This window comes from Pseudomonas sp. FP2309, from assembly GCF_030687575.1.
GTDB lineage: Bacteria > Pseudomonadota > Gammaproteobacteria > Pseudomonadales > Pseudomonadaceae > Aquipseudomonas.
In genome coordinates this window covers 1580283-1596847 of the sequence record NZ_CP117439.1, presented here as the reverse complement: position 1 = coordinate 1596847, position 16565 = coordinate 1580283, and the positions used below count along the sequence as shown (strand labels likewise).

Here is a 16565-nt window from a genome sequence, read left to right as displayed (position 1 = left end):
ACAATTACTGTATGAATGTACAGTTAACTTTGTAAGGCGCTTGCGGTCAATTTTTCTGTAGGGGATTTCGACAAGTGGAGAGGTGCGTATGTGCGGAAGATTCGTGCAGTACGAAGGGATGGCGATCTTTATCGAAGAGCTAAACCCACAGATAGAGCTATTCAGTGGGTACGACGCCGTGCCGATCAATCGCTACAACGTCGCTCCAACGACACGGGTGCAAGTGCTGCACGCCGCAGAGACTGGCCTGCATATCGATGCCGTCAAATGGGGATGGGCGCCGTTCTGGGCCAAGGGCAAACGCCCCGATCCGATCAACGCCCGCGTGGAGACGGTCACTACGGGCAAGTTTTTCAAGCAACTGTGGCCGAATGGCCGAGCCGTAGTGCCGAGTGAAGGTTGGTATGAGTGGGTCAAAGACCCTGACGATCCGAAGAAGAAACAGCCTTACTTCATTCGCCTGAAAAGTCAGAAACCCATGTTTTTCGGGGCGCTCGCCCAAGTGAGCCTTGGCCTGGAGCCCCACGAAGGAGACGGTTTCGTGATCATAACCGCCGCCAGCGACCAAGGGATGGTGGACATCCATGATCGCAAGCCTTTGGTGCTGACGCCTGAGCATGCCAGGGAGTGGCTGGATCCAGGTCTTGCGCCAGAGCGCGCTCAAGAAATAGCCACTGAGTGCTGCCAGCCAACCGAGGATTTTGAGTGGTATGCCGTTGGCAAAGAGGTAGGGAACGTGAAACATCAGGGAGCCGAGCTACTGCTCCCGTTGTCATCAGCGGATGATTAGCCCTGTAAGTGCTGCTCGAGCAGTTGAGCGGCCGCCGGGAACCCTACCCAGGTTGCGTTGTGATCAAGCCCACGACCAGCCAACACAACAGCAGCCAATTCGTTAAGGTCAATCTCTCCTCGCGAGGCCGCCGCGAGAAGCTGAGAGGGCAGGACATTCAAATGGTGGGAGGCAGTTTCCATGGGGTTCATCCTTCGTTTGTGTGACGACAGTAACGCTCTACCATAAACACATAGCAAGCCAATCAGATCGAACATGGCGACCATCAAAACAACCCTCCAAATGCGGCTGGCTCCCAGTTCATGATCACCAACTCTCCACTGACATCGGCCCTTCCCTGCCGCTGGTTGGTAGTGCTGTAGCGAATATCAACGGTTTCAAAATGGAAGCCGTCAAAGACCTGCCGAATGTCCGGGTGATCATTGATGCTGACCATGACCTTGCCTTTGCAGCGACGCATAAAGTCCGCCATGCGCTCGTAATTCTCAAAGGGAAAATCCACACCATAACCGGCGGTCTGCCAGTAGGGTGGATCCATGTAGTGGAAGGTATGGGCACGGTCGTAGCGCTCAGCACAAGCAAGCCAGGGTAGGTTTTCAACGTAGGTGCCGGACAACCGCTGCCACGCTGCTGATAGGTTTTCCTCAATCCGCAGCAGGTTGATGGCCGGTCCAGTGGTGGCGGTGCCAAACGTCTGCCCGGTCACCTTGCCGGCAAAGGCATGGTGCTGCAGGTAGAAGAATCGCGCGGCGCGTTGGATGTCGGTAAGGGTTTCAGGACGGGTCATCTTCTGCCACTCGAACACCTGGCGTGAACTGAGCGCCCATTTGAATTGACGCACGAATTCTTCCAAGTGGTTCTGCACCACGCGGTACAGCGTCACCAGGTCGCCGTTGATGTCGTTGAGGACTTCAACCGGCGCGGCCTGGGGACGCATGAAGTAGAGCGCCGCGCCGCCGGCAAAGACCTCGACATAGCATTCGTGGGGTGGGAAGAGCGGGATAAGGCGGTCGGCCAGGCGGCGTTTGCCGCCCATCCAAGGGATGATGGGTGTGGACATAAAAAGCAAGACCTTTGCTGTATGGATAAACAGTGCTAGGCTCGCTCCGCTTTGTGCACGAAGCAGGAGCCTTGGCTGGACTTGCAGGGATGTTCTGCGGGGAAGGTGGCCGGGTTGGATGTTGACGCATCCTGCCCGGCCGCTCCTTTTACTTCGGTGTAGAGACTTCTTTTGCGTAGGCCTGACAGGCCCGCAGGGCGATCAATCCCTGGTCGCCGGCATCGGTGATTCCGATAATTCGTTGAGCATGCGCTGGGTCAAGTTGGGCTCTTGTGGGGCCATGAACCACGCGGCCGGTGGCGGTGGTGGTTGGCACTGAGCAGTCGCTGGTGGCGTCGGTGGTGGCGAGTACGACTGACAGCCGCAGATCAGCAGTAGCCAGGCGATCACGCAGACGAGCTTGCTTGGTTTGCTCATCGGTCAATTCCTTGTAGTGGGTTTCATCTTTTTCTTGCAGGCGTTGCTCAAGGGCGAAACGCTTGTCCTGCTCGTTGCGTTGCTGGGCAGCAGCAGCCCGGGATAATTCGCCGAGGGTGTCGGCGTGCAGCCTGGCCTGGCGCTCCAACTGCTGACCGTAACGCCAACCTTGCGCGGTCCAGGCGAAGGCAGCAGATCCGACCGCCAACATCACCAGCAACATGCTGACCGCCACGAGCCGGTATTGCGGGGGGATCAGGTCGAAGAGACGCATAACACCGCCCTCGCCCTGCCCCACAACTGCAGCCGATCCTCCAGGCCGTTGAGCCCGCCATTGATCCGGCGGGTGATGGTGTTGAACTGCTCTTGATCCGCGAGTGCGTTAAGCCCATTCACCGACCAAAACCAAGCTGCCGATTCAGCCGCCCATTGCGGCTGCTCGAGCAGCTCCGGCGTGCGTAGCAATCGATCATCACCGAAAAACGCCAGACTGCAGCGCAGGTAGTTGTCGTGGCCGGTGATCTGGATCAGGCCACGACCGCGATAGCGTTGGCCGTCACCGTCGGCTGCAGGCGTGTTCCCCAACTTGGCGGCCAGCGCGCCGGTGTCGTACTTGCTGAGGTATTGATCACCCCCAAGTTCACGCACGTACTGCAGCTGACCCGACTCGTGGCCGACCTGGGCGAGGAATGCTGCCTGGCGCTTCGGCGTGTCGATCTTTCGATTCGCCATAGCCGCGTTTAGGGCGGATACAAAAACGCCGGCTTGGCGGCCGGCGTTCGGGAGGATCTGCTGCAACTGCTGCTGAGTAATTGGCATACAAGCTCCTAACGTGAATAGCCCGCACGCGGCGGGTATAGATGGTGCACTGCGCCGCTACGCCAGGCTGACAACCTTGACGGGCTTCGCGGCTTTCTTCGTTTTCTTGCCCTTGGCTTTGGCCTTGCCCTTTTTGCCGCCGTTGCACTCAACGGTGGTGGACCAGCCCGCCTGGGTGAATGTCTGCTCGACTGAATCCACCAGATACTCGCCATCAAGCCCCACCTTGAAACCCTGGGCATTGATTGAGCGCTCAGCAAACAGATCCGTACGCCCGGGCATTTCCAGACGCACACCGGCCGTGGAGCGGTTGAACGCCGCCAAACGGGCTTTAGCTGCGGACTCGGCGGCGGTTTTGTTCGGGTGAATATGGCGGTCGGTGTGCACCGCCGGCAGGCCATCCGGCACGTCGTCATTGTCTAGGGAGACCACCGACAACTTGCCCGTCTTCTTGTCCTGATGCTTGGCCGCCACGGTCTTATGCGCGTTACGGTCTCCAAGCCGGAATTGCCAACGGCTTACGTCGCTGCGCGTGAGGGTGATCGCGCCAATCACCTTGCCGCTGGCACTCAGGCCCGCTTGGCGCTGCATAACCATCAACTTACCGTCGCCCACCTTGGCGGTGCAGTCGTATTGCTTGGCCAGGCGCGTGACAAAGCTGAAGTCAGATTCGTGGAGCTGGTCAGCCCGGGCGACTTTCGTGGCAATGGTGCAGGCCGGTGTCCAGCCATTGCGGGCCGCGATATCGGAAACAATTTTCGACAGCGGCACGTCTTCCCAGCTACCGCTGCGGATTGACTTGCCGGTACCGCGCATGTCGCTCGCCTTGCCCCGGATAACGATGGTGTCCGGCGGACCGGATACCTCGATTTCATCAACCACATAGCGACCCAGGCGCACCAGGGACGTTTCGGCATAGCCCAGGTAGACCTCGATCCCGGCGCCACGCTTAGGCAGCGTTACTAGGCCGTCGCGGTCATCAATGCGCAGCTCAAACTCGTCCGACTCCATGCCGGGCTTGTCCGTGGTGCGCAACAGCAAGAGCCGATCGTTAATCAGCGACGTAATGTCGGAACCGTTCGCGACGATTCTAAATTGGGGAGTCATAGGGCATTGGCCAATAAAAAACCCGCACTGGGCGGGCTTTAGGGAAAGGAGGCGTCACGCGTAATGAACGCCGGGCCTGTCTGGATGCGGCGAACTGAATCAATCCCACAAGGCCACTTGCTCATCCACAGGGCCTGGCAGATCCGGCAAGACAATCAGCACGCCGGCACGGTAAGGCTGATCCTCATCGGCCAGGCCCTGATTGGCTGCCAGCACCGCCTCGACACTGCCCACCAGATGGCCATAGAAGTTATGACAAATGATGTCCAGCAGATCCCCGTCAGATGTTCTGCATGTCGTCGCCATAGCGCACAAACTCCAAGATAAACGCCTGTTTGCGGGGGATGCCGCCCTGCATCAGCGCGCTTTGGTCTTCATCAATGGTCTTGAGGCACCAGGTGCCCAGCACAACGCCATAGCCCGTGGTCAGGGTTACAGGCTTGAGCTGGGAGCCCATCGAGCGCAGCGTATTGAGCTGTTCAAGCCCGCCACGGTAGCCCGGGAAAATATCGCCCTTGAGCGTGATTTTCTCGTCACCCATGCCCACGGCCTGCTGGGCCGGCCGACGCGTCAGGCGCTCCTGGGAGGCCCAGCGGTATTCGGTCGAGCGACGCAGCGAATCAAAGGCCGCCGTATCAAGGTTGAAGTAATACGGCTGCGCCTTCGGGTCCAGCGGCTGAATGATCAGCAGATGGGGAAAAGGCTTCACCGCCTCTTTCGCCGGCGTGCCGTCCGTAGCAAACGCACCGGTGGGCAGGATGTTGGCCAGCGACGGGTCGATCTTGCCGGCGATCTTGTTGATCGCGGTAGCCGCCCGCCCGGCCTGCTCTTTCAACGTGCCCAGGCGCTCATCAATCTGCGACAGGGCGCGCGTGGCACGGTTGTAGGTCGCCACCACCTGGCCAACCTTGGCCTGGGCGGTGGCAATGCCTCGCATAACCCGCTGAAGCTTCTCCCCCACCGCCGGGCCAATGAACGGCAGATCCTCCAGCTCGTTCGCGGCGCCGGTGATTTCGCTGATGGCACCGTTTACCGGCCCCACCATGCCGTCGATACTGCGCCGGCCCGCTTCACCGGCCGAGGCCAGATACTTCAGGCCGGACTGTAGCTGTGCCAGTGATTCCATATTCCCCCCTTAGATATGCGGCGCGTCGTAGAGCTGCCGGTTTTCGAGCTGCTGGGCGATCTCCCGGCGGTGCTGCTCGAGCAGCGGCTGCAACCTGGCCGCAAGCTCATTCGGGTCTTTCACATCGCCTTGCACCGTCAGGGTGAAGGGCGCGCTAATGTCCACCTTGGGCTCGATCTTCGCCGGCTGGACCTTCGCCACCACGGCCGCCGCAAGTGGTGCTGCAAGCGCGTCTGCATTGGCCTGAGGCATCATCATGGCGCGCGCGGCATCACCCGGATTAACCGTGCCCGGCGTTGCCGGCAACGCGCCCTGGCCTGGATTGGTCAACATGAGCGGCCCAGTGCGCGACGGGGCAAACGACTTGGCGATATCCCCCAGCACCGGCGGGATGTCCTTGCCGGCATCCTTCATCATCAGCGGCCCGGCCACGGGCATGACCTTCTTGCTTTCGTCAGAGCCAAACATTGACTTGCCGATGGCACCGCCCAGGGCGTCACCGCCCAAGCTGCCCAGATAGCCCCCAATCAGACCGCCCACGATGGTGCCAATTACCGGCACTGCCGAACCAATGGCCGCACCGGCCGCCGCACCGGCGAGCGTGCCAGCAAGTTCGCCAGCAGCAGCACCGTAGCCCTCGGCTTTCTCGTCCTGGGTTTCCGCGTTGTCGTACGTGTCTTTAACCTTAAACCCGGCTTCAATCACGGCCAGTACGGCCGGCCCCTTGATTCCAGCCCCGATGCCGCGCCCAGGGCTTCGGCCACCACGGCCGCCGCCCCTGCCCTTGCCTTTGCCCTTCCCGTCCTTGCCGCCGGCGTCATCGAGGTCGCCCATTCCCATGCCACCAGATCCGCCCAAGGGCATGTTGGTGACAATGACTTTTTGCGGGATGTTCGGATTACCCATCAGCGAGCCGCGCCCAAGGTTGAGTAAGCCCTTGGCGATCTTGAATCCGCTCATAGCGGTCTGAAACGCGATCACAGCAGCAACAGCGGCGCCGATGCCGGTCACAACCCGGGGCGACTCGTCCGACAGCTTGGCCAGCCCCTGGGTGACATACGCCAAGCCATCCGCCACTTTGTCAGTGACGGGCCGGAATGCGTCACCAATGGCGCGCATGGCCTCGTCCATACCCTGGGCCATTTCCGCCCATTTTTGCGCTGACGCCTGCCGGCGTTCCTCAAGGTTCTTATCAAGGATCCCGATGGCACTGGCCGAGTCTTTCTTGAGCTGCGCGTACAGCTCTTTGTTCTGCATGTAGGCCGTCAAAGCGCCCTTAACCTGCATATCCGCGAATAGATCCCCGGTACGCAAAGCCTGTTCAAGGGAGGCAATCATGGCCTTGGCTTTCTCGGGGTCAGTCTCCTTACTGATCTTCGCCGTAGCGGCCGCCATGGCGGCGGCCTTCTTCGGATCCGTTGCCGCAATGTACTTCTGTGCCAGCTCAAAGCTGGATTCCAGGGTTGATTTACCGTTCTGCAGGCCGGTATTCATCGACGCTTGGTAGTCAATGCCGGCGTCCTTGTAGGCCTTTACCGTATCGCCAGAACCGATTTTCTCCATCCAGTTCTTGAGGTTGTTGGCCGCTTCGTCGGCACCGCCGGCGGTCTTCATTTGCACTTGAAGCATTGAGCCAAGTTGCGTCACTGCATCCATGCCAGTAATGCCGATCTTGCCCATGCCGGCCAGCAACTCGGGGAACCAACGGGCCATGTCGGCCGCTTCAAAACTGCCCGCCTGGCCCTGATAGGCGATGGCCTCCAGCGCCTTTTGCATCACGGCCGGGTCGGAGATTTTGGCGTTCTGCCCCAGGGCATTGATCATGCGGGCCGTTTCGCCGCCGTCCGAACCCTGGCCCACGGCAAACTTGGCCGCCACCGGCGCATAAGACAGCGCCTTATCAAGCTCCATGCCAGCCCCCACCAGGGCGTTGACCACCTCGGCCACCTGATTACGAGCCATGCCGGTATCGCGCGACGTGCCAACAATTGTCTTGGCCATCTGCGCTTCTTCGGGCTTGTTGGCAATGTTCGCCTTGATCGCAATGTCACGGACAATTGCGCCAAAGTCCGCGCTCACCTTCGTGGGAACGGCCATTGCTGCCGTGGCGGCGGCTGCCTGGCCAATGCTGCTTTTCAGACGCTGTTTGCCAGCATCGAGCTGCATGTGGCCCTTGGCTTTAAACTCGGCCTTTGTCGCCGCCTGCCCCATGGCCGAGTAAGCCTTGGTCAGGTTGCGCACTTCCACGCCCTGCTTACGCAGGCCATCCAGATTATTCTCAAGCTTTCGCCGTAGCGCGTCCGCGCCTTTGTCGCCAGCCATGTGCGCCTTGCGCCATTCATCACGCAAGCGCATGGTTTCGCCAATGGTTTTTTCCAGCACCCGCGCGCGGGAACCTTGTTCCTCCAGCTTCTTGATTTTGTTGCTGACGTCCTTGAACGCCGCCCCTACCGTCGAGCTGACGGCCCCGCCAATCACCAGGCCGAGAGCAAGTTTATTCGCCATGTGCGCGCCCTATACGTCGGGAAGATCAACAGCGGCTCAATCCGTGAGCCACCACACCATCACGTTAAAGGGCATGGCCAGGATCTCGGCAGACGAGAAACCCGTCTCTTTTGCCAAGCGCTTGGCCAGCACCTTAAGCGTGCCCTCATTACACGTCGTCTTCCTCAACCAGGCGAAAATAGCCCGCCTGAAGGCGCATGTAGTCCTTGTATTTGAGGGACGTGAGTTCTGCCTCGGTGGCCGTGAGCAAGCTGCAAAACAGGTTCAGCTCCACTTTTTCATGATCACCATTGCCGGCGATCTTGGCGGCCATAACATCCTTTACGCTGGGCGCGCGCATCATCAGCTTGTCCGTCACAACACCGTTAAGGTTGGCCTTGTGCTTGAGCGTTACGGTAACGCCGTCATCACTCAGGACCAGCCAGGACGGCAGCGGCGCAGTAAGAGAATCAGTCATGTCATCAATCCTTAGAGGCCCAGGGCCGAACGTTCAGCGGCCAGCTGATCAACACCGTTGATCACCTGCACCATGTTGGCAAAGTCGATTTCGTACATCACACGACCATCGATTTCGAGCTTGTAGTAGGTGACGGCCACGGCGTGCTTGATTTCGGCCTTGTCGCCAGGCTTCCAATCGCCCATATCGACTTCTTTGAGCGATCCGCGCAGGGTTACGTTTACCGACTTGACGGTGCCTCTCTGCCCCTTGAAAGATCCACGAAAAACGAGGTTGCACGCGGTCTGATCCGCCAGGCCAAAGAACTTCAGTGCCTCTTTACGCACGCCGTTGGTGGTGAACGCCGCCTCCAGCTTTTCCAAGCCGGTCGGCAGATCGACCGGGCCGCTCATACCGCCGCCCCGGTATTCCTCGGTTTTGATCGACAGCTTGGGCAGCGTCATAGACGGCACGTCACCGGAAAAGCTAACGCCATCAGCAAACATGACGCAGTTGGTCAACATTTCAGGAATCATTGCTCGGCCCCCTTAGGCTGCTTCAAGTACTTCGGTCAGCCACTCGTTGGTGACCTCGATCAGGAAATTCGGGTTTTCGGCCGGCGGCACGTCGGTGAAGCGAATGCGCCAGTAGACTTTGCCCTGCTCCAACTGGGCGGCCGTGTTCATTTCGGTGTCCGCGTACACCTCAAAGTTGATCACGGCGCCGGCGTTTTTCTGGTCGCGCATGAATGCCTGAAGCCCTTCGGTCACCTCAGACACATAGGTTTTCGTGATCGAGCGGTCTACCGCCCACTTGTGGCCCGCCTGGATCGCATCCATGAGGATGTCGCAGGTACGCACACGGGTGACAAACGACCACTTGGCATCAGCCGAACACGTGCGGTTACCCCACAGGCGATAACCGCCGTCGCGAATGATCGTGGTGATATTCGCGTTATTGAGCAGGTTGGCCCGGCACGTGGCGTCGCCGTCCAGGTACTCCACCGGCCGGGTGGTACCGGTGATGCCAACAAACTCCTTGTTCGATGGCGAAGCCCAATAGCCGTACTCGGCATCGGTCCAGGCAAACAAACCCGCTACCCAGGCAGACGCCGGGGCATTCACGGTCGCGCTTTCCACAGTGCTCCAGAACTGCACACCCGGATCCACCAGATAGATGCGCTTACTGCCGAAGTTCAACGCGTAGGCCATGGCGGCCTCGTCGGTGGTGTTAGGACCGTCCACAATGGCAATCGCGCGCAACTTGCCGGCCAGCGCATCCATGGCCGTGGCCACCGCCTGGGTGGCCGAATGCCCCGGGGCAATCAGCAACTTGGGCTGGGCATTGTGTCGGCTCTTGCCGTCCAGCAGCGCCTGAAGGCCCGTGCGCTGCCCATCTGCCAGAACGCCACCGATGATGGCGGACGTTTGCAGCGCAGCGTCAGCAAGCTTAGGCACGCCAATAGCGACGATTACAGCCTTTGCCCGCACATAGATCGCCTGACAAGCCCGGGTGATCGCCGAGTCAGTACCGAAGGCGGCAATGGCTTCGCGCTCGGACGTGATCAGCTTCAGCTCGCCAGCCTTGGCGCTACCGCCACCGAGTACGCCCGGGGCGAAGGTGTCACAAAGGCCGATGATCGAGGACGACGGGAGCGAGATAGTGCGCGCGCCGGTGTCGATCAACGAGGTAGTGACGCCGTGAAAGAAACTCATAAGGCTCAATCTCCAGAAACGAAAAAGCCCCGCATAAGCGAGGCCGTAGGTTGTTCGTGTTACGAGTAACGGAAAAGAAAACGCCCCGTCAGTGCGGGGCGTTATTCGGCTTGGTCGGCGATCCAGGCCGGTGCTACGGGGCGATGCTCGACACCGGGGAAGTCCGGCGATTCCGGCCAGTCGCGCAGAGCCTGCCGATATAGCAGCAACTCGGCGAACTGCTCCGCAGTGAGGGTCGTGTCCCGGCCAATGTCTTGCTCGTCACGGTGACGCGTAACCAGCCACTCAGTAGACGCGACCACCTGATTGCGCCACTCCCGCTCAAAATTGGCAGGCTCCGACAGAACATAAAGCCTTGGTCGCTTGGTCAACTTGTCGGCATCGCTTAAATGCCAAACGCAGCTGATGTCTTGCGTAACCTCATACCAACGCTTTGCATCAATCACTACAGCCTCGGCAGGGATGTCGTGGACCCCCTCAATCAATTGCGCGACAACTTCACGGTCACCATTCAAAACCAAATACTTACGCATAACCCAGCCCTCAGTAACCGAAACAGAAGAAGAAATAAGGGTTTGCAGTGCTCGATGAATCAGCCGTGTAGTGCGGGCGGTTACCGATAGTGATCTGGCTTAGCGTTGTAGAGACCGTTGCGGAGTTATTCCCAGACCCGCTACGAAATGCTCCTGGACAGATCGCTGCCGTAGGGAAAGGTATCGTGTAGTTGAACGAAGCGGCCGACGAATTGGCAATGCTCGGGGTCAGTCCCCACTGGATGATCCAACCACCCAGCCAAGTCGGGAAGACAATCGCCCCATTGACGCCCTTAATGAACTGAAACCCAAAGCGCATTTTCTTTGGCGTAACAATCGCTGCATCGTCAACGCCCAGATCAACCTGGGATTGGGTGGCGACCTTTGCTGTACCCTGATTGTTTTCGGTCGCCTGCGCCGCCAACGCAACGAGCGCGGCAATATCAATGTTTCCTTGATTGATCGGTGCGTTCCAGGCCTTTATGCACCAGATCACCGCCAAGTTGCGCGGGCGGGTCTCAGAACCGCCTGCAGCGTCAGAAACTTTGTTCGATGGCGGGTTTGACACATAGAATCCCGTACCCGCCGACAATGTATCGTTACGTCCGCCCCAAAGGTTGGGCGTAGCCGAGATATTGTGAGTGTGAGACTTGATCTCGTCAGCCTGCCAGCTACCAATCGCACGGCCAGCATCAACCCCGCGCCCATGATCCCAACCCCGCAGAAACTCACCGCGCGACTCGGGCAGGCGAAAGTTACCGGCACCCTCGTCGCCCTTGTTAAACCCCCCGCCCAAGAACGTGGCCAGGTCTGGATAAGCGGCCGCGCTTTTGACGCTGCCGTCCAACTCAAGAAAGCCCGGCGCGACCTTATTCACGGGAAAACCGATCATCGAGCCCACTGGCAGCGCCGAGGCCTGGGCGATCAGCGCCGCGATTTCGGGCTTGGTGTAAGTGTCGGTAATGCCGTGGCCCGCCAAGGTGGTCGGGTTGGTACCAGCGATCACCCGGCCGTACTTATCGACGGTGACATTGGCGTAAGAGCCCGCGCTAACGCCGGTGCGACCCACGGCCATTTCAAAGGACAGAGCAGTAGTGCCCAGAACAATCGGCGCATCCGTCACCAGCTGCCAAACGCTGTCACCATTGGCCGTGCCGGTTTCGACACTGACAAACAGACCCGGCGTCACCTCGACGCTACTGTCTGCGTCCTGGGTACGCTTCCAAACGCCGGTCGAAGAAACCACGTACAAGCCGTTTTCCTTCGCGGCCGTCTGATTCTTCACCAGCACGCGCGCATCCGCCGGCAACAGCACCCCGTCGATGGTCTGCACACCACTCAAGGCGATGTTGGCCGTGGTGGCCACCAACACCGAATGCTTGAAGTCCATTTTTGCCATGGCTTCAACAATCTGTGTGTCAACGTATTCGCGGGTCGCCAGGACAATCGCCGGGTCAATCTTCAGGACGACGCTCGCGGTATTCGCGACGATGAAATTCATCCGAATGATTTGGGTCTTGCCCGTACCCTGCACCAGCAACGGTTTGAAGCTCGGGGCACAGTTGGCCACCGCCACCATGTCGCCGTCGGCGTCATACAGGCCGATTTCCCGGATCCACTTACCGCCCACGTCGGCCGGGATAACCTGCTCGGTGATGATGATGTTCGGGTTGGCCGGATCGGTTCGCACCTGATTGACCGCAGCGCGGCGCCATTCGTTGATCAGGCGCGTTTGCGCGCGGTTGGGGATTGGGTCGGTGCCGTTGGCATCACCCACGCCCATTTGGGCGAAGGTCCAGGGCTGGCCCAGAGCGGTTGCGTTTGCCTGTTTTGCCTCCCCCACTGCAGTGAGAATGGCAAAAAACTGACTGTTCTGATCAATCATGGGTACACGTCCAGGGTGTCAATTTCATCAATACACATGACCAGGCCATAAGTGCCGGTCACCTCGATATCGCGGGGGCTTGGTGGGTAAACGTCGATCACTTCACCCTCGCTTACACAGGCGCCGATGCCGATGTAACCGGTGGTCTCCAGGCTTATCGCCAGGCCGGTCATGTGCCGACTGACAGGCTTGGCGTCATCAATGAGCCGGGTCAGCTCTTCGTACATTTCTTCGGTAATGCCGGTGTCCAGAACGCCGACCTTAAGGGCGAACGTGCCCGGTACCCCCTCGGGTACCGTCTGCCACCACTCCATGACCTCGATCAGGTAACCCAGCGGCTCGACCACGCGGCGCAATGCGCCAATCGTGCCTTTGTGCTTGTGGATGTAATACGAGGCCTTGATGGCGGCCCGCTTGGTCGCCTCACTCCACCGGTAATCCCAGCGGTCGACCGACCAGGCCCACGCCAGATGCAGCAGCAAATGGGCCGGACAGGTATCGGCGTTGTAGAGCGTGCGCAACGAAACAATGGTTTTTTCGTAAAGCGCAGCCTCAAGGGCGCGCTCCAGCTGCGTGCTATTGCTGGGCAGTAGGCTTTTCATCCGCCAACCTCACGCTGTAACCCGTGCAGTACGCGGCCTGGGCTTTAGTAGGGGCCAGATCGACCCACCCGGGCAGCTCGACACGCGAAACGCCGGCAACATGCACCTGGGCGTCCACCGCAGACCGCGCCACCTCAACGCCAAGACGTTTACGAGGGTTGACCCATTTCGACAGACGGCTCAAGGCTTCGGCCAGGGCGGCGTCACCTTCTGGTCCGGCGCTGTTCATGTGCAGGATCGCGTCAATTCTGTAATTCAGAATTTCGGCACCCTGGACTGTCACCCGATCCCCCAGCGGCCGCACGTCGTCGTCATTGAGGGCTTTAGCCACCGTGGCCAACAGCGCCGGCGTGGCCGTCCCATCCCCTTCGGTACTCAGCACCGTTACGGTAACGTGCGCCGGCGAGGGGCTTTCCGCCGTAGCGTCCCGCACGAGCCCGGATGCGTTACGTGCGTGCAGGATGTAGCTGTTACGCGGCCCCGCCGTAGTCAGGCCCTCATAGGCCAACTGGATACGCTCGCGGAACGAATCATTGTCCTCAAGGACTTCAGCCACCGGTGGAACAGCCAGAAGATCCTCGGGTTGAATCACCAGGCGCTGAAGGTTGACGTTTGCGCCCAGCTGATCGAGGTCGCCATTGATCGCGTGAGCCAACAGCAACGCCTTGCATGCGTCGTTAACCCGGGCGCGGTTGCCGACCTTGTTATAGGCCCCAACCTCCAGCACCTTGGTAACAGGATCGCTTTCAAGCGCGGCGTTCCAGTTGTCGCCCATATAGGCGCGGAACGCTGACAACCCTTCTTCGTAGACATCTTCAAAGTCCAGCGGCTCAAGCACCTCCGGCGCCGGTAAGGCCGACAAGTCCACGATGCTCATACGCTTACCTCCAAAACAAAACTGTCGCCCAGGTACTCGCCGGCAACGAGCATGTTTATTTTCCCATCCAGCAGCGAAAGCGCCGTCACTCGCTCAAGCTTCAGGCGCGGCTCACTACGACCGAGGGCACGGGCCGCTTCGGCCTGGACCGCGCTTTTCCAGCCGGCATTGATTGGCAAGTCAACGAACCCGCGTAGCTTGCTGCCGTACTCCGGCCGCTGCCGACGGCTGCCCAGGGGCGTGCTCAAGATGTCAGCGATGGACTGCCGCAAATGCTCGATGCCGGATATGGGTTGCCCGGTGTGGCGATCCATTCCGATCATCTGGCTTAGCCCTCCTGGGCGGCGTATTCGCTATTAGCCATCAGGAAGGCCACAGCCTCTTTGTCGGACTCCGGCACCACCACCAGGCCCTTGACCACCGGGTAAGTGCGTTCGGTATCAGGCACAACCAGCGTGCGGGACGTGTAGACCAGATCGCGGAACGTCAAAGACGCCGGCACGGCAGTGGCTTGCTCTTCGGTTGCGGGCTTCTCGATGGGCTTGGCCATGATTTCTCCGGGCATGAAAAAGCCCGCACGCGGCGGGCTGTAGGTGATTTTTGGTTAATGCTTATGGTGATTGTCGCTATTACCGGCCGCCAGAATATCGGCGTCGCCGGTGATGCTTTTCGTTACGTGTAACGTGCCGTCGATTTCTACCGCACCTATCAACGCAATTTGAGGCGATTTGATCGCGGCCCAACCGGGCGCCAGATCGAACTCGGTTCCGCCAACCTTGGCATTCACCGCGTTATCCGTAACGGTTACAACCGTGCTACCCACCTTGATAGTGACCATGCCGGTAGGCAGGGTGATTGTGTAGGTCTTGGCCTCCCAGTCATAAACCAGGGATCCACCATCATCAAAACGCCAGACCTCGACATGATCACGATTATCCGGCGGGCCGCCGGCATTGCCGTACAGCCCGGGAATAAACGTGCCCATGCCAGCCTGGCCGCTTGGGTTAAACAAAACCCCCTGCTCGCCCAGGCTTGGCGCCCGCCAGTGCCGCGCCTTACCGGCCGCCAGGCTGTGCCAGCGCACCCAGGCACTCGTCCATTCGCCATTGCTGACACGCACCGCCGGGGCCGCCAGATCCACACCGACCACCACACAGGGCATCAGCATGGCGGCAATCATGCGGTCATGTTCGGCACTGGCGTAGCTCATTGCAGGTCCTCCGGGTTGATCGGCCCGACGCCTGGCCCCAGGTCGATGACCAGCGAACCTGGAGGCTCATCCGGCCACGGCCATTCCTCAGCACCCAGGAAAACCGTCTGATCCCACTCCACCAGCCAGACGAAGTAGCCATCCAGTTCGGGTTTGGTCCAGTCCTGGGTGGAGCGCACGAACTGCGCGCTGGCGACCTCCAAGCCCCAGCTCTGCGCCCGCAGAAGCACTGCCAGTTGTGAGGCCAGTTGCACCGCCTGACGTTGCGGATCCACGCTGATCGAATCGACAATGATCCGCGCCTCAAACTTGCAGGTCAGTGCGGTTTCACCGGTACCGATATCCGTCGCCGGTTCCATCTCGGCCATTTCCAGCAGCACCACCGGCGTGGGAATGCTGGTGTCTGCCGACAGATCCGGCCAGAACGACGCGCCCCGAATGCCCGGCAAGTACTCCTGCAGGTGCTGCTCGATGGCGTCATACAGACGGTCGAGGCTGAAAGGCTGATCAGACACGGGCAGTCCCCTTGAGGTACTTCTGCAATTCAAAGTTGAGTTCTTGCTTGAGGATCTCCAGCAAAATTTCATCGGCGCGCTTCACCCAGTTGTCGAAGTGCGGTCGCACCTGGTCCAGCGAGACCTTGGCTTTCGCCAAGGGGAAGCGGTTGTCGCTTTCCTCAATGAAGCCAGAGCTGCGCCGACCCTGCGTGCTTTCGGGGTAATCCGTGGCATTGAAGTGTTTACTCGACGTGCGGATCCAGATGTCAGGACTGCTGCCGTACACCTGTTTGAAGAACGCCCCCTGGTAGCGCCGCCCCGCCACCGAGACACCGGTGCGGGATTGCCGAGGCCGTCCGATGCGGCTGGCCTCGATGGCGTTGACCCCAAACCACAACTTACCGCGCATCGCCCCACCGCTGACCGGATAAGCCCGCAAGCGTTGCCGGACGGCGCCGATGGCGATCCGCTCCTGCTTGCCTACCGCCCGTGCGATGTGGGTACGCAGCCGGCCCAACGTCTTATTGATCGCTCGACGCTGAGCCGCTGCCGCCGCCTTCGGCACCCGTTGGCCGAACTCGCGCAAGGCCTGGGAATCCACTGCAGACGGCAGGATGTTGATCATCCCGCTATCTCGGTTTTGCTGCACATGGCTGCCGACACTCATGGACGCTTCCTCAAGATCAGGGCCACCAGGCCATTACCGTTGGGCTCCAACTGCAGCAGGTCGTATTCGCCACCACCGTCCAAAACCGGTACGTCGACCGTGACCCGCAGTCCTTTGCTGAGGCCTTCCGAATCCTTCACGCGGATCTCAAAGCGAGGCTCGCGTATGGCGGAGTGGACCTTGCCAAACGCTGGTTGCTTCCACGGTGCCGAGAACATGCCTAACACTGGATCGGCGCGGCCTTCGATCTGGGCACTGTCGCCCAAGGTTTCGAAGACCACATCGTCGAGGTCGTCGATCAGATCGCGGAAGGCCACGG

At 60.0% G+C, this 16565-nt stretch carries 22 protein-coding genes; 1 reads left to right on the top strand and 21 read right to left on the bottom strand.

Annotation, left to right across the window (positions count from 1 at the left end):
* Nucleotides 1-88 precede the first annotated feature (88 nt).
* A complete protein-coding gene (locus PSH59_RS07335) occupies nucleotides 89-790 on the top strand; it encodes an SOS response-associated peptidase family protein (RefSeq protein WP_305394682.1) in 702 nt (233 codons plus the stop codon).
* Here the strand turns inward: PSH59_RS07335 and PSH59_RS07330 are convergent.
* The 21 genes from PSH59_RS07330 to PSH59_RS07230 form a co-directional block, all read right to left on the bottom strand.
* On the bottom strand, nucleotides 787-972 hold the full coding sequence (locus PSH59_RS07330) for a hypothetical protein (RefSeq protein WP_305394681.1): 186 nt from the start codon (nucleotides 970-972) through the stop codon (nucleotides 787-789). The genes PSH59_RS07335 and PSH59_RS07330 overlap by 4 nt on opposite strands.
* A gap of 83 nt (nucleotides 973-1055) precedes the next feature.
* Nucleotides 1056-1850, bottom strand: coding sequence for a DNA adenine methylase (locus PSH59_RS07325; protein WP_305394680.1), 795 nt, complete (start codon nucleotides 1848-1850; stop codon nucleotides 1056-1058).
* 148 nt (nucleotides 1851-1998) lie between these two features.
* Nucleotides 1999-2541, bottom strand: a complete 543-nt coding sequence (locus tag PSH59_RS07320) for a lysis system i-spanin subunit Rz (RefSeq protein ID WP_305394679.1) — start codon at nucleotides 2539-2541, stop codon at nucleotides 1999-2001.
* The gene (locus tag PSH59_RS07315; RefSeq protein WP_305394678.1) at nucleotides 2523-3086 is read right to left on the bottom strand and encodes a glycoside hydrolase family 19 protein; all 564 of its coding nucleotides are present in this window, start codon (nucleotides 3084-3086) and stop codon (nucleotides 2523-2525) included. Before PSH59_RS07315 ends, PSH59_RS07320 begins: the two co-directional genes overlap by 19 nt.
* 57 nt (nucleotides 3087-3143) lie before the next feature.
* Complete coding sequence (locus PSH59_RS07310) at nucleotides 3144-4193, bottom strand: phage late control D family protein (protein ID WP_305394677.1); 1050 nt, start codon at nucleotides 4191-4193, stop codon at nucleotides 3144-3146.
* 99 nt (nucleotides 4194-4292) lie between these two features.
* Nucleotides 4293-4499 (bottom strand): tail protein X, encoded by a 207-nt coding sequence (locus tag PSH59_RS07305; protein WP_305394676.1) that lies wholly within the window; start codon nucleotides 4497-4499, stop codon nucleotides 4293-4295.
* Nucleotides 4474-5319, bottom strand: a complete 846-nt coding sequence (locus PSH59_RS07300; RefSeq protein ID WP_305394675.1) for a phage tail protein — start codon at nucleotides 5317-5319, stop codon at nucleotides 4474-4476. The genes PSH59_RS07305 and PSH59_RS07300 overlap by 26 nt, the downstream gene beginning before the upstream one ends.
* 9 nt (nucleotides 5320-5328) lie before the next feature.
* Entirely contained in the window at nucleotides 5329-7824 is a 2496-nt protein-coding gene (locus PSH59_RS07295) for a phage tail tape measure protein (RefSeq protein WP_305394674.1), read from the bottom strand.
* Nucleotides 7825-7972: 148 nt separating this feature from the next.
* Nucleotides 7973-8281: a phage tail assembly protein gene (locus PSH59_RS07290; RefSeq protein ID WP_305394673.1), complete on the bottom strand. Its 309-nt coding sequence runs from the start codon at nucleotides 8279-8281 to the stop codon at nucleotides 7973-7975.
* 11 nt (nucleotides 8282-8292) lie between these two features.
* The gene (locus PSH59_RS07285; protein ID WP_305394672.1) at nucleotides 8293-8796 is read right to left on the bottom strand and encodes a phage major tail tube protein; all 504 of its coding nucleotides are present in this window, start codon (nucleotides 8794-8796) and stop codon (nucleotides 8293-8295) included.
* Between the two features lie 12 nt (nucleotides 8797-8808).
* A complete protein-coding gene (locus PSH59_RS07280; RefSeq protein WP_305394671.1) occupies nucleotides 8809-9975 on the bottom strand; it encodes a phage tail sheath family protein in 1167 nt (388 codons plus the stop codon).
* A 101-nt stretch (nucleotides 9976-10076) separates the two neighbouring features.
* Nucleotides 10077-10508: a phage tail assembly chaperone gene (locus tag PSH59_RS07275; protein ID WP_305394670.1), complete on the bottom strand. Its 432-nt coding sequence runs from the start codon at nucleotides 10506-10508 to the stop codon at nucleotides 10077-10079.
* 10 nt (nucleotides 10509-10518) lie between these two features.
* Nucleotides 10519-12393, bottom strand: a complete 1875-nt coding sequence (locus PSH59_RS07270; RefSeq protein ID WP_305394669.1) for a phage tail protein — start codon at nucleotides 12391-12393, stop codon at nucleotides 10519-10521.
* Nucleotides 12390-12995, bottom strand: a complete 606-nt coding sequence (locus PSH59_RS07265) for a phage tail protein I (protein ID WP_305394668.1) — start codon at nucleotides 12993-12995, stop codon at nucleotides 12390-12392. Before PSH59_RS07265 ends, PSH59_RS07270 begins: the two co-directional genes overlap by 4 nt.
* On the bottom strand, nucleotides 12970-13872 hold the full coding sequence (locus PSH59_RS07260) for a baseplate J/gp47 family protein (protein ID WP_305394667.1): 903 nt from the start codon (nucleotides 13870-13872) through the stop codon (nucleotides 12970-12972). The genes PSH59_RS07265 and PSH59_RS07260 overlap by 26 nt, the downstream gene beginning before the upstream one ends.
* Complete coding sequence (locus tag PSH59_RS07255) at nucleotides 13869-14195, bottom strand: GPW/gp25 family protein (protein ID WP_305394666.1); 327 nt, start codon at nucleotides 14193-14195, stop codon at nucleotides 13869-13871. The genes PSH59_RS07260 and PSH59_RS07255 overlap by 4 nt, the downstream gene beginning before the upstream one ends.
* A gap of 5 nt (nucleotides 14196-14200) precedes the next feature.
* Entirely contained in the window at nucleotides 14201-14422 is a 222-nt protein-coding gene (locus PSH59_RS07250; RefSeq protein WP_305394665.1) for a hypothetical protein, read from the bottom strand.
* Between the two features lie 54 nt (nucleotides 14423-14476).
* Complete coding sequence (locus tag PSH59_RS07245; protein WP_305394664.1) at nucleotides 14477-15082, bottom strand: phage baseplate assembly protein V; 606 nt, start codon at nucleotides 15080-15082, stop codon at nucleotides 14477-14479.
* Complete coding sequence (locus PSH59_RS07240) at nucleotides 15079-15597, bottom strand: hypothetical protein (RefSeq protein WP_305394663.1); 519 nt, start codon at nucleotides 15595-15597, stop codon at nucleotides 15079-15081. Before PSH59_RS07240 ends, PSH59_RS07245 begins: the two co-directional genes overlap by 4 nt.
* Nucleotides 15590-16246, bottom strand: a complete 657-nt coding sequence (locus PSH59_RS07235; protein ID WP_305394662.1) for a hypothetical protein — start codon at nucleotides 16244-16246, stop codon at nucleotides 15590-15592. Before PSH59_RS07235 ends, PSH59_RS07240 begins: the two co-directional genes overlap by 8 nt.
* Nucleotides 16243-16563 (bottom strand): hypothetical protein, encoded by a 321-nt coding sequence (locus tag PSH59_RS07230; RefSeq protein ID WP_305394661.1) that lies wholly within the window; start codon nucleotides 16561-16563, stop codon nucleotides 16243-16245. Before PSH59_RS07230 ends, PSH59_RS07235 begins: the two co-directional genes overlap by 4 nt.
* Nucleotides 16564-16565: the final 2 nt, after the last annotated feature.

What these genes read in the sequence shown, in the direction of transcription:
- PSH59_RS07335 (WP_305394682.1), top strand. Translation starts at nt 89, where the DNA reads ATGTGCGGAAGATTCGTGCAGTACGAAGGGATGGCGATCTTTATCGAA.
- PSH59_RS07330 (WP_305394681.1), bottom strand. Translation starts at nt 972, where the DNA reads ATGGAAACTGCCTCCCACCATTTGAATGTCCTGCCCTCTCAGCTTCTC.
- PSH59_RS07325 (WP_305394680.1), bottom strand. Translation starts at nt 1,850, where the DNA reads ATGTCCACACCCATCATCCCTTGGATGGGCGGCAAACGCCGCCTGGCC.
- PSH59_RS07320 (WP_305394679.1), bottom strand. Translation starts at nt 2,541, where the DNA reads ATGCGTCTCTTCGACCTGATCCCCCCGCAATACCGGCTCGTGGCGGTC.
- PSH59_RS07315 (WP_305394678.1), bottom strand. Translation starts at nt 3,086, where the DNA reads ATGCCAATTACTCAGCAGCAGTTGCAGCAGATCCTCCCGAACGCCGGC.
- PSH59_RS07310 (WP_305394677.1), bottom strand. Translation starts at nt 4,193, where the DNA reads ATGACTCCCCAATTTAGAATCGTCGCGAACGGTTCCGACATTACGTCG.
- PSH59_RS07305 (WP_305394676.1), bottom strand. Translation starts at nt 4,499, where the DNA reads ATGGCGACGACATGCAGAACATCTGACGGGGATCTGCTGGACATCATT.
- PSH59_RS07300 (WP_305394675.1), bottom strand. Translation starts at nt 5,319, where the DNA reads ATGGAATCACTGGCACAGCTACAGTCCGGCCTGAAGTATCTGGCCTCG.
- PSH59_RS07295 (WP_305394674.1), bottom strand. Translation starts at nt 7,824, where the DNA reads ATGGCGAATAAACTTGCTCTCGGCCTGGTGATTGGCGGGGCCGTCAGC.
- PSH59_RS07290 (WP_305394673.1), bottom strand. Translation starts at nt 8,281, where the DNA reads ATGACTGATTCTCTTACTGCGCCGCTGCCGTCCTGGCTGGTCCTGAGT.
- PSH59_RS07285 (WP_305394672.1), bottom strand. Translation starts at nt 8,796, where the DNA reads ATGATTCCTGAAATGTTGACCAACTGCGTCATGTTTGCTGATGGCGTT.
- PSH59_RS07280 (WP_305394671.1), bottom strand. Translation starts at nt 9,975, where the DNA reads ATGAGTTTCTTTCACGGCGTCACTACCTCGTTGATCGACACCGGCGCG.
- PSH59_RS07275 (WP_305394670.1), bottom strand. Translation starts at nt 10,508, where the DNA reads ATGCGTAAGTATTTGGTTTTGAATGGTGACCGTGAAGTTGTCGCGCAA.
- PSH59_RS07270 (WP_305394669.1), bottom strand. Translation starts at nt 12,393, where the DNA reads ATGATTGATCAGAACAGTCAGTTTTTTGCCATTCTCACTGCAGTGGGG.
- PSH59_RS07265 (WP_305394668.1), bottom strand. Translation starts at nt 12,995, where the DNA reads ATGAAAAGCCTACTGCCCAGCAATAGCACGCAGCTGGAGCGCGCCCTT.
- PSH59_RS07260 (WP_305394667.1), bottom strand. Translation starts at nt 13,872, where the DNA reads ATGAGCATCGTGGACTTGTCGGCCTTACCGGCGCCGGAGGTGCTTGAG.
- PSH59_RS07255 (WP_305394666.1), bottom strand. Translation starts at nt 14,195, where the DNA reads ATGATCGGAATGGATCGCCACACCGGGCAACCCATATCCGGCATCGAG.
- PSH59_RS07250 (WP_305394665.1), bottom strand. Translation starts at nt 14,422, where the DNA reads ATGGCCAAGCCCATCGAGAAGCCCGCAACCGAAGAGCAAGCCACTGCC.
- PSH59_RS07245 (WP_305394664.1), bottom strand. Translation starts at nt 15,082, where the DNA reads ATGAGCTACGCCAGTGCCGAACATGACCGCATGATTGCCGCCATGCTG.
- PSH59_RS07235 (WP_305394662.1), bottom strand. Translation starts at nt 16,246, where the DNA reads ATGAGTGTCGGCAGCCATGTGCAGCAAAACCGAGATAGCGGGATGATC.